Source organism: Asprobacillus argus (genome assembly GCF_032248395.1).
Lineage (GTDB): Bacteria > Bacteroidota > Bacteroidia > Flavobacteriales > Flavobacteriaceae > Polaribacter > Polaribacter argus.
This window is the reverse complement of the sequence record NZ_JAVTTO010000004.1, coordinates 163,639-175,622: the sequence shown is the minus strand read 5'-3', so window position 1 is coordinate 175,622 and position 11,984 is coordinate 163,639. Positions and strand designations below refer to the sequence as shown.

The following is an 11,984-nucleotide window of genomic DNA, read 5'->3' as shown; positions in this document are numbered from 1 at the left end:
CCATTATTTATTTTTTAAGTAGGTTTAAAAACCATTCATCTTTGGTAAGTGAGCTCATATTTATGCCATTTTTAGGGAAAATATTAGTACACTTTATATGCTGATTTTATCAGCTCTATTTCAGGGAGCAATCAATTAAATTGCTTTATCAGCAATCCAGTTGTTATTCGTAAAATCTTATTTCGAAAGTGCCAATTGAATAAAACTCTTGAGAGTAAGTAGTTTCTCAAAAAAAGAAAAAGTAACTTTTTTTTTCCATGCCCTTTACTTTAAAACTTAGCGTTAAATAACTGAACAATAGTACAACAATATCGATTTTGCCATCTACGTGTTATTACGTATACGCCTTCTATTTTTTAATGATGACATATGCTTTTTTTAACAATTTAAATGTGCTTGCAGTGAAAGTTTTAACACTATATAAACGACTTTATATGATATCGGCATTATATTTGTTAAAGTTATGTCTAGTATGTATTATTTGAAGATGAATAAAAAATCGTATTATATTTTACTTATTTTTTTGTGTTTAGGCCTTGCTATGAATGCACAGGTAGACGATTCTAAGGGTAAGATCAAAAAAGGCACAAAAAAAAGTATTTCTGCTGTACCGAGTAAAGAAATTAAAAAGCCTACTGTTTTAGAATCTAAGGATAAAACTAGCGGGTTTAAAAAAGCGTACGATAAAGCTAAAAAGGAGGATGCTAAAAAGAAACGCGAACGAGAACTTAAAGAAAAAGGAATTCTATCTAAAGCCAAGATTGCAGAAGAACGCTTTTTAAAATCCTTCAAAAAAATTAACGGGCAATATCCCAAGATCGATCAAGACCTAGGTAGTTTTAGAACGCAATCAAAAAGTATAAAAATTATTTGTCGTGATTTCCAGTATCCTGATGGAGATCGCGTAACGATATTAGTCAATGATGTACCTGTTGTGTACAATATTACATTAAGAAGATCCTATCAGGTATTTACAATTCCATTACAAAAAGGAATTAACAAAGTTGCATTTAAAGCGTTAAATCAAGGAACGTCTGGACCAAATACTGCCGGATTTAAAGTATATGACGATTCAGGTAATTTAATTTCTTCCAATGAGTGGAATCTTGCAACGGGCGCTAAAGCAACACTTTTAATAGCAAAAGATAAATAAAAGATTTACGAAATCGTTATCTTTAAATTACATCACCCAATCTTTTTTATTCTATATAAAACAACTATTTTTGTTTAGAATTTTTTGTACGTATTTGCGTTATAAGAAAGAATTACAAACAAACTATTAGAATGAAGAAAGTCACAAAACAAACATATCTTAATTGGTATAAGGACATGCTGTTCTGGCGTAAGTTCGAAGATAAATTAGCTTCGGTGTATATCCAACAAAAAGTAAGAGGTTTCTTGCATTTATATAATGGACAAGAAGCTGTATTGGCAGGTGCATTGCACGCTATGGATCTATCTAAGGACAAAATGATTACTGCTTACAGAAATCACGTTCAACCTATAGGTATGGGTGAAGATCCCAAAAAAGTCATGGCAGAACTGTATGGAAAAGCTACTGGTACCTCTAAAGGTATGGGTGGATCTATGCATATTTTTTCTAAAGAGTTTGGATTTTATGGTGGTCATGGAATTGTAGGAGGTCAGATTCCTTTAGGAGCAGGGCTTGCGTTTGCAGATAAATACAAGGGAAGTGATGGTGTTACATTAACATATTTTGGTGATGGTGCTGCAAGACAAGGTTCTTTACACGAAACATTTAATATGGCCATGTTATGGAAATTACCAGTTGTATTTATTGTTGAAAACAATGGATATGCCATGGGGACTTCTGTAGAAAGGACAGCTAATCATACTGATATTTGGAAATTAGGTTTGGGATATGAAATGCCATGTGGACCAGTAGATGGAATGAATCCTGTAAAGGTAGCCGAAGCTGTTGATGAAGCAATTCAAAGAGCAAGACGTGGCGACGGACCTACATTCTTAGAAATGAAGACCTATCGTTATAGAGGACATTCTATGTCGGATGCACAGCACTATAGAACGAAAGACGAAGTCGAAGAATACAAAAAAATTGACCCTATTACACAAGTATTAGATATTATTAAGGAAAAGAAATATGCTACCGATAAAGAAATCGAAGCAACAAATCAAGAAGTAAAAGATTTAGTTAAAGAGTGTGAGCAATTTGCTGAAGATTCTCCATATCCAGAGTTAAATCAATTACATGACATGGTATACGAACAAGAAGATTATCCTTTTATCAAATAAATTATGGCGGAAATTATTAATATGCCAAGATTGAGCGACACCATGGAAGAAGGTGTTGTGGCAAAATGGTTAAAACAAGTTGGTGATAGTATTGAAGAAGGTGATATTCTTGCTGAGATTGAAACGGATAAGGCAACCATGGAGTTCGAATCTTTTCACGAAGGTACCTTATTACATATTGGTGTTCAAGAAGGAGAAACCTCTCCAGTTGATACGTTATTAGCCATTATTGGTGAAAAAGGTGAAGATATTTCAGGGTTGTTAAATGGAGAAGCTGCTACCAAAGAGGTAACCACTGAAGCGACTAAAGAAGAACCGAAAAAGGAAGAAACATCTAATGTTTCTATTCCTGACGGCGTTGAAGTAATTTCTATGCCACGATTAAGTGATACCATGGAAGAAGGAACCGTTGCTTCCTGGTTGAAAAAGGTAGGAGATGCAATTGAAGAGGGAGATATACTTGCCGAAATAGAAACTGACAAAGCTACTATGGAATTTGAATCTTTTTATGAAGGTACATTGCTACATATTGGTGTTGATGAAGGAGGTAGTGCTCCTGTAGATAGCTTGTTAGCTATTGTGGGACCAAAAGGAACAGATGTTTCTGGCCTTGTAGCCGCACATGAAAACGGAACACTATCCTCAGAAAGTAGTTCTGAAGCAATAGTTGAGGAAACTCCTAAAAAGGAAGTTACGGAAGCTCCTGCTTTCGAGAGTAGTTCGACTTCTAATGGAGGAAGAATTTTTGCTTCTCCATTAGCCAAAAAGATTGCCAAAGATAAAGGCATCAATTTAGCAGATTTAAAAGGTTCTGGAGAGAATGGAAGAATTGTAAAGAAGGATGTAGAAAGTTATACGCCAACTGTAATTCAACCGGCTCAAACAGCTTCGCCAACAACAGCCTCTAGTCCAGCTCCAGTTGCAACTTTTGCTCCTGCTGGTGAGGAAGGTTTTGAAGAAGTGAAAAATTCGCAAATGCGTAAAGTGATTGCGAAACGCTTAGGAGAATCTAAGTTTACTGCACCTCATTACTATTTGACTATAGAATTGGACATGAGCAATGCAATGGCTTCTCGTAAGACTATTAATGCCATCCCAGACACCAAGGTATCTTTTAATGATATGGTGGTAAAAGCATGTGCTATGGCGTTAAAAAAGCATCCGCAAGTGAATACGACCTGGAATGGAGATACTACCAGATATAATCAGCATATTCATGTTGGCGTAGCCGTTGCTGTAGAAGATGGATTATTAGTTCCTGTACTAAAGTTTACAGATCAAATGAGCTTAACGCAAATTGGAAGTACTGTAAGAGATTTGGCTGGAAAAGCTAGAAACAAAAAAATCGCTCCGAATGAGATGGAAGGTAGTACATTTACGATCTCTAACTTAGGTATGTTTGGTATTCAAGAGTTTACCTCTATTATCAATCAACCAAATTCTGCAATTTTATCTGTAGGCGCTATTGAAGAAAAACCTGTAGTTAAGGATGGGCAAATTGTGGTTGGAAATACTATGAAAGTCACCTTAGCATGCGACCACAGAACAGTAGATGGTGCTACAGGCGCTCAATTCTTACAAACATTAAGAACATACTTAGAGAATCCAGTTACGATGTTAGCCTAGTTTTTTAAGTTGATCATATAAAAAAAGCCTCGAGAATCTCGAGGCTTTTTTAGTATTGTGCTATACTATCTATATTTTCTTCATAATTGCCTTTGTCGAAATCTTAACTTCAGCTCCACCAGCATTTACATTAACATTAATCTCAGAACTACTAGGAATTCCACTCGCTCTTTCAACAACCACCTTACCTGTAATTTTTCCAGTTCCTAGACCCGAAACATTACCAGTAACATCTATTAATACTTTATCTTTTGTAATCTTACTCACCGTATAAATGGTTTTCATTTTCATTCCTTGATTCTCATTCTCATCAGACCAAGTTGACCCTACCTTTACCTTTTCTTCAGGATACTCTATACTATTGTTCTGATCCTTAAACTGATTTAATGCAGGTGTATTTGGCTTGATTTCAGTATTTGTTACTTTTCCTCTACTACTGGTTGTTGTGTAGATGGTAGCTTTAAAAAACGGTGCAAACTGAGCTTTCATTTGTTTCCCCATCATATCCAACTCGTCATCACTTTTTGTAGAATCGTAACTCATAACGTTACCCCCTTGCAACATATCCATACTTAGGGCTTTAACCTTTGTTTCCGACACATAAGAACCTTTATTTACCTCTCCAATACTTGAGTTAAACTTAAATTTCATATTCATTCCACCAGTCGCTCCCATATCTTGCTTCATGGTCATGGTCAATTGATATTTCTCGCCTTTCTTCATCTTATATCTAAGTAATACAGATTCTTGCGCTACACATATAACATTCGATACTGTCAGGAACGCTATGATCATTAATTTTTTCATTTTCTAGGTTTTATAATTAATTAGTTTACTTTTTTTATGGTAGCTGAGGTTCCCATGCTCATGGTCATACCTTGCATGCTAATACTTGTATCCATTTTCATAGAATCGGTATTTCCTGTTTTTCTACTAAAGGATGCATCTCCAGTAATTTTTCCTGCAACACCCATTACATTGATATTACCAGAAAGCGATGTCTCAACTGATTTAGCTGTAATCTTTGTTACCGTATAGATGATGGTAAGTTTCATTCCTTGGATATCTTGTTCATTGGTCCATGTAGAACCTACTTTTACCGCTTCCTTTGGAAACACACTATAGGTCATTAAACTTTGATTGGAAGCTTGATTTGCTCCTGGAATCTTAGGCTCAACCTTTACACTTAGTATTTTCCCTCGATTGTTAAAGGTAGTATATGAGATAGCCTTTAAAGCCGATGCAAATTGTGCTTTCATCTTTTTACCCTCATCATCTAACTCACTATCTTTCATATCAGAATCGTAGTGCATTGTTTTACCTCCCTGTGATACATCAGCACTTACTTTTTTAATCTTATTTGCTAACTTAAAAGTCTCTTTAGAACTCTCCACAACATTTATATTCGCTTTCATACTTAAATTCATTCCTCCAGCAATTCCCATATTTTGCTTAAAAGACATTTGCATAACATATTTATCTCCTTTCTTATAATTGTACTTTAATACAACCGATTCTTGTCCTGTACACACTACATTCGAGATTACCAAGAATGCTATCATCAATAATTTCTTCATTTTACTCTTTATATTTATTTATACTTTGCGAATATACGCATACATTTTGTCGATACCTTTCTTTAGAAGAAGCCTCTTCTATTATTTGTGGATAAATTAACACGTTCTCTCCCTTTTAATCTTATTTTTTCCACATTAATATCCAATACCTCTTCAATTGGTTTTGTTTCATCTAGTTCTTCACTCGCCGCTTTGTGATAGTAATCCACTAAGATCTCATCACCGTTCTTTTTAAAGCAGATATATGCCAGCTTCCAATCTTTATTGTAACTATTTGAATTTGCATGCGGCTTTGTTTTAAAGAAAAACACCTCAAAGGTTTCTTCTCCTTTTTTAAATTCCTTTCTCTGAAGAAATACCAGGCTATCTTTTAATTTTTTAGTCTCCTTATCCTTAAATAGGATCGCCTTATATATTTCATCTTTGGTTCGATACTTCTTCGGAAATATATCAGTTCTCCCAATCTTATGCAGCTTTTTATAAAGTACACCTCTACTATTTATCTCTGAACAAAGATCTTCGACTATCTTTTTATCATATTTCTCTTTATTCTCTAGTTTAAGCGTTATATATGTACTTTTAACATAGTAGTTATCTGTTAATTTAAGGTTCGATAAAAAGTTTTGTACGTTTTTATCTTTTCTAAACGGGAATAGCAATTTCAAATAGATATTCAGCAAATTACCTTCTGAATAACCATTGTTATTATATCTACTATATCTCGCGGCACTCGCTGTACCGTTCTTTATTTTTTTACTCAATTGTCTTTTTAATTCAATCTTTGCTTCCGTCAAGATTTGTTTTTTAAACCCTGTATATTCTACGGGTTTGATAAGACCTTTCTTTAAAACATCCGACAGCATTTCATAAATCGGCTCTTTGTACTCATCAATCGTTGCATAGGTTAATAGATCCGGAAAAAGGTTTTTAGATAACTCTAAGGAATCTCCTAATTTATTTATCAAGCTAGACACGTCATAATTACTCGAGGTTAGCGGTATATCCGATTCCAATAGACTAAGTAATTTTTGATATGAACTTAGCGTGCGTTTATCTCCTAAGCTTTTTAAAATTGCTAGTTGATTATAAGGATTCTCGAAGGACTTTGTATATAGGTTTTCCAAGAAACTTTGTGCTTTTCTATTCTTAAAACTTCCTAACTTCTTAATCAAATGCTCCTTGATCTTTAACTGGTCATCTTCAAACTCATAGTTACGAATCACTTTCATAATGTCTTTCGCATCATGTTTATCAAAATTCACATAACTGTATCCATCAAGAGCAATACTATCTTTATTTTTTAAAGCTTTAAAAAACGCATCTGTTTTATCCTCAAACAATGAAGTCCCTATTACTGTATCTTTAGGCGTAAAGGTTTCGTAAAAACGCTCTACAAAACTACTCAGGCTCTGTGTTGTGTCAATTAATGTTTTGAGTTCATATATGGCACCGTTAGAGAGTATGTTCTTTACCATCACTGCCTTACTACTCAATGTATCTTTAAGTAAATACGAATAATACTGGAAGCCATTCTTATCTTTCCCTTTCTCTTTGTTGAAGACTTTAAATCCTCTTTTTCCCAAAAAGCTGTATAAACGACTTGGCAATTTTACTTGACTCGATCGATATCTATTATACCATTTTTTATAGGTTACATCACTCCAAAGTGAATCTATATTTGCATAACTCGTGAAATCGTGTTTTTTATTCAGTTTAACAAAAATCTCTTCATTTGCCTTACTTATGTATGATGCTCTTCGCGTAAAAGATTTGTATTTTTTATGCTTTTTCTTGTCATACTTCGTGTAGTAATTTCGAAAAGTAGGTTTTGCCGTAGATCGCACAGAAAAGTACAAGGATGTGTCTTTTTGAATTTGAAAATCCGCTTCTCTATATGTAAACCCTTTTGACTTGAACGAATTGAAGAAACGCATATTCGGTTCTTCATCCATGCTAAGATATCCTAGCAAATAATAATGTCCAGCTTTTGTGTATGTTTTTAGATGTAAATACTGAGCCTCTTTTGTTTTAAGCTTGGCTCTACTCATAAAACTTTTCTTATGGTCACCAAATTTCCCTCCATCATAATCTAGCTCTAAATTCTTGTAAAACCGTTCCTGTATTCTCTCCAATTCAAAACTATCCTCTTCTATATAACTAACATCATTCAGAATAACTTCCTTAACAAAGTAATAGTTCCCGTCCTTGTCTACAGATTGTAGTAATCTGCTCCCATAATTTTCCTTGTTTGTGAACGTATGATATTTCGGAACTTCCACTTCGAATCCTTCATGAGTTGGGCGTACTTTTATCAATTCATAACCAATATTGTTGAATGTTATTGAATCAAAAAACTGAGCACCAAAATCCTTTACAAACTCTTTTTTACCCCCCATTTTAAATATAAGCATTTCTATAGGCGTAAAGAATATTTGATATCTCTGAAAATTTCCGGTCTTCGTTTTGTTTAAAATATCAAGGCCCTTAAAACCTTGCTTTTCTATAGTTTCTTTCGAGATGATTTCTCCGGGAATCGATTCTATCAATATCTTATCAAAATCTATGGCATTCTCTTTTCCTTGATGTAGATGATCAAATGTATTGATCCGGGTTATACTAACAAAAGAACCATTTGCGAGATCAGGACACAAATAAGAGGTATTATTTAAGATCGTAAGCTCATATAGTTTATTAGGCACATTTGCGGTAAAAAAACCGTCTGAAGATGTTTGAGGTAAATATTTTGTATCAATTATTTTTTCTTCAATAGATGTCTTAATAGCTTTCCCTTTTTCCGTTTCTTCAGATAAAAGAGGAGTCACCGTGTATCCTCTTTCTCGTAGCATATTAATCACGCCTTTCTCGCCAGCCAGATGTGCAGCTCCTATGGCAGAGAACAAACTTCCTTTACGAACGATCTTGTCAATATTATCAGCCATTTCTTCATTTCTGATATACAACATGTTCTCTAAGTAGCTTTTGTTGTACATACCAGAGTTCAGGGAATCTAATAAGACGATGTTTCTATCTCGATAGGCATTGTTCATCATCTGATAAAAATTCTCTTCTTTGAACCTTTTTTGTAACCATAAGTCTGGCTTCTCTTTCATCGGGTCACCAGATGCCTTTTTTACTAAATAAGAAGACCTTTTTATATCCTCAAGACTATAGATCTTTTTTCCAAATTTTCTTCCAGTTTGATATATAAACATATCCAAATAGGTCTCTTCTTGAAAATTCTGTTTCATCTGCGTCGTACGATACAAGACTCCGTTCAAAAGTAAGTCATCCCGAGATATAAAAAACATGACCTCTTGTTGCTTCGGTTCCTTCAATTCGAAAGGCGCATTGTAAAAATTATTACCCCTTGTAGAATTGAACATACTAAACTGTCCATAGATTTCATTCTCATCAAAAATATTATCCAACCACAGATCTGGGTCCGATTCTAAGGCAACGAAGTCAGATTTCATTATAGACTCGAAGAAGATATCATCAAGATGAAAGGCTATTTTTTCGCTCACGTGCATGGTTCCAAACAAGTAGGAATCTTTCTGAAGGCCATTTCCAGAAATTTTCCAGAGCAGGCTATTTTTTTCTTGAGCTACAGTAATGCTAATCGCACTTAAAAGTGCAAGTGTAAAAAGTTTCTTAATCATATTAATTTTTTTGGAAAATAAAGATAAGAATTTGAAAAGTAATAATACAAAAAACGCTCGGAAATACCGAGCGCTCTTGTTAATATATGTGTAAAAATTCTAAAAATCCTGGTTTACATCCCAAGCTTCTAATGTTTCTTTCAACGTTTTAATAAACATCCCTCCTAAAGCTCCATTCACTACTCTATGATCATAAGAATGAGAGACAAACATTTTTTGTCTGATACCGATGAAATCTCCTTCAGAAGTTTCAATAACGGCTGGTACTTTTCTAATCGCTCCTAATGCTAAAATAGCCACCTGAGGTTGGTTAATAATTGGAGTTCCCATTACTGAGCCAAAACTTCCTACATTCGTTACCGTGTAGGTACCATCTTGAATCTCGTCTGGCTTTAATTGATTTCCTCTAGCTCTAGTAGCTAAATCATTTACTTGTTTGGTCATCCCCACCAAATTCAATTGATCAGCGTTCTTTATAACAGGAACAATTAAATTTCCATCTGGTAAGGCAGCAGCCATCCCAAGGTTAATGTTCTTTCTCTTTACGATACTATCACCCTGCAACGCAATATTGATCATTGGGAATTTCTTAATGGTCGATGCAACTGCTTGCATAAGAATAGGCGTAAATGTTAATTTCTCACCTTCTCTTGCAAAAAATGCATCCTTTACTTTACCTCTCCATTTTACAATATTCGTAACATCAATTTCTATAAATGATTGAACGTGTGCAGATGTTTGAACAGAATCTACCATATGCTTGGCAATCAATTTACCCATTCTAGACATTTCAATAATCTCGTCTCCTCCATTTACAGATACAGGTGTTGCTTTTGAAACAGGTGCCTTTGGTGCAGGAGCGGCCTTCGGAGTTTCTACTTTGGCAGGTGCTGGAGCTGTACCTCTATTTTCTATGTATGTTAAAATATCGTTCTTTGTAACTCTACCATCTTTTCCTGTTCCTGCAAGAGCGTCTAACTCCTCCATAGAAATTCCTTCTGTTTGCGCTATATTTCTAACTAGAGGCGAAAAGAACTTTCCGGATTCAGAAGTCTTACTTATTGGTGTAGCAACTGTTTCTTTTGCTTCCTCTACTGTTTTTTCAACTGCTATAATTTCTTTTGCAACTTCTTGTTTAGGTGCAGCAGCGCTCGTTGCGACTTCTCCGCCTTCAGTTTCTATTACGGCAATTGTTTGTCCAACTTCAACAACAGCGTCTTTATCGAACAAGATTTCAACAAGTGTTCCCTCTACTTCACTTGGTACTTCAGAGTCAACTTTATCTGTTGCAATTTCTACAACTGCTTCATCCATCTCAATTGTTTCTCCTACTTCCTTTAACCAACTAGTAATGGTTGCTTCTGCAACACTCTCGCCCATTTTAGGCAATTTAAGTTCAAATCTAGCCATTGATTGTATTTTTTATGGACTGCGAAAATACGAAAATATCGCGACTATTCCTGATTTTTTTCATCAGATTTACCTTTGATGAAATCAAATTTTATTGAAGTATTCGTAATAAATCAGGTAATTATTAGATTTACAATTAATTTACACGCGTAATTCGATCTTTTTTTAGCAATTCAACAATTAACTACACCCACTGTCTAGGATTAGCAAGTATGTCTAAAAGCTTCGCTTCCTCCGAGTTTTTTTTAGGATGATGATCATACTTCCACTGAACCGTTGGAGGCAGACTCATTAAGATACTTTCTATCCTGCCATTTGTTTTTAACCCAAATAAGGTTCCTCTATCATGTACTAAATTGAACTCTACATAGCGACCTCTTCGTACTTCCTGCCAATCTTTATGTACTTGCTCATATTCGATGTTTCTTCTCCTTTCAACAATCGGCACATAGCTGTCTAAAAAACTACCTCCAACTTGAGTTACAAAATCATATCGATCTTGTATAGAGAAGCTATTCGTTTCTTTTAAATAATCAAAAAACAAACCTCCCACCCCTCTTGCCTCATTTCTATGTGCATTCCAAAAGTATTGATCGCAGGTTTCTTTAAATGTTGGATAAAATGACGCATTATGTGCGTCACAAGCTTTTTTACATACTTTATGAAAATGAACGGCATCTTCTTCAAACAAATAATAAGGCGTCAAATCCTGACCTCCGCCAAACCATTGTGTAACAATTTCGCCTGCTGTATTATACATTTCAAAGTAGCGCCAGTTTGCATGTACCGTAGGAATAAATGGATTTTTAGGGTGTAAGACCAAACTTAATCCGCAAGCGAAAAAATTGCCTTCTTCCACTCCAAATTGCTTTCGTAAAAGTTCAGGTAGCTCTCCATGTACCGCCGAGATATTAACACCTCCTTTTTCAAAAATAGCGCCATTTTCAATCACTCTGGTCCTTCCACCTCCACCTTCTTTTCGTTTCCAAAGATCCTCTTGAAATTTGGCCACACCATCTACTTCTTCAAGCTTCGTTGTGATAGTATCTTGTAGGTTTAAAATATATTGATAAAACTGCTCTTTCATACCTTTCTATATCATTGTTTTATTACAATAGGAACTCTTTTCAAAATCTCTAATGTTGATCGAAATTATGGGTACATTAGGAAATAACTCGTTTAGCTTTGACACAATCCTTTTTGAAAGTTCAGCCTTTTGTTCTTTGGTTCTTCCTTCCATAATATTGCCAAAGACATGGACAAAATCTGAATCTCCTCCTTGTACGAGTGAATATTTAAAAGGATTTAATCGTACCTTAATATCATTTCGCTCAAAAAGCCCTGTTGAAAAAGCGGTTTCAAAAACTTCTTGGATAACCTTCTTAGGTTCTTGTATTTTTAAGATTGACTCTGTACAATCTAAAATAAAATGTGGCAT

General features: G+C 34.7%; 9 protein-coding genes. 3 read left to right on the top strand and 6 right to left on the bottom strand.

Going from position 1 to position 11,984, the window contains the following annotated elements:
* Positions 1-487: 487 nt before the first annotated feature.
* From RQM59_RS11075 to RQM59_RS11065, 3 genes are all read left to right on the top strand, one after another.
* Positions 488-1,153, top strand: a complete 666-nt coding sequence (locus RQM59_RS11075) for a hypothetical protein (protein WP_349242176.1) — start codon at positions 488-490, stop codon at positions 1,151-1,153.
* A gap of 131 nt (positions 1,154-1,284) precedes the next feature.
* Positions 1,285-2,274 carry a pyruvate dehydrogenase (acetyl-transferring) E1 component subunit alpha gene (gene pdhA / locus RQM59_RS11070; protein WP_349242175.1) on the top strand — a complete coding sequence of 330 codons (990 nt, stop codon included), beginning with the start codon at positions 1,285-1,287 and terminating at the stop codon, positions 2,272-2,274.
* Positions 2,275-2,277: 3 nt separating this feature from the next.
* Positions 2,278-3,900 carry a pyruvate dehydrogenase complex dihydrolipoamide acetyltransferase gene (locus tag RQM59_RS11065; RefSeq protein WP_349242174.1) on the top strand — a complete coding sequence of 541 codons (1,623 nt, stop codon included), beginning with the start codon at positions 2,278-2,280 and terminating at the stop codon, positions 3,898-3,900.
* Between the two features lie 69 nt (positions 3,901-3,969).
* On the opposite strand, the gene RQM59_RS11060 is transcribed toward RQM59_RS11065, so the two are convergent.
* From RQM59_RS11060 to RQM59_RS11035, 6 genes are all read right to left on the bottom strand, one after another.
* Positions 3,970-4,707, bottom strand: a complete 738-nt coding sequence (locus tag RQM59_RS11060; RefSeq protein ID WP_349242173.1) for a DUF6263 family protein — start codon at positions 4,705-4,707, stop codon at positions 3,970-3,972.
* A 20-nt stretch (positions 4,708-4,727) separates the two neighbouring features.
* Positions 4,728-5,477: a hypothetical protein gene (locus RQM59_RS11055; protein WP_349242172.1), complete on the bottom strand. Its 750-nt coding sequence runs from the start codon at positions 5,475-5,477 to the stop codon at positions 4,728-4,730.
* 62 nt (positions 5,478-5,539) lie between these two features.
* The gene (locus RQM59_RS11050; protein WP_349242171.1) at positions 5,540-9,136 is read right to left on the bottom strand and encodes a TraB/GumN family protein; all 3,597 of its coding nucleotides are present in this window, start codon (positions 9,134-9,136) and stop codon (positions 5,540-5,542) included.
* Positions 9,137-9,235: 99 nt separating this feature from the next.
* Positions 9,236-10,546, bottom strand: coding sequence for a dihydrolipoamide acetyltransferase family protein (locus RQM59_RS11045; RefSeq protein WP_349242170.1), 1,311 nt, complete (start codon positions 10,544-10,546; stop codon positions 9,236-9,238).
* A 184-nt stretch (positions 10,547-10,730) separates the two neighbouring features.
* Positions 10,731-11,633: an oxygen-dependent coproporphyrinogen oxidase gene (hemF, locus tag RQM59_RS11040; protein ID WP_349242169.1), complete on the bottom strand. Its 903-nt coding sequence runs from the start codon at positions 11,631-11,633 to the stop codon at positions 10,731-10,733.
* 6 nt (positions 11,634-11,639) lie between these two features.
* Positions 11,640-11,984: a 5-carboxymethyl-2-hydroxymuconate Delta-isomerase gene (locus RQM59_RS11035; protein ID WP_349242168.1), complete on the bottom strand. Its 345-nt coding sequence runs from the start codon at positions 11,982-11,984 to the stop codon at positions 11,640-11,642.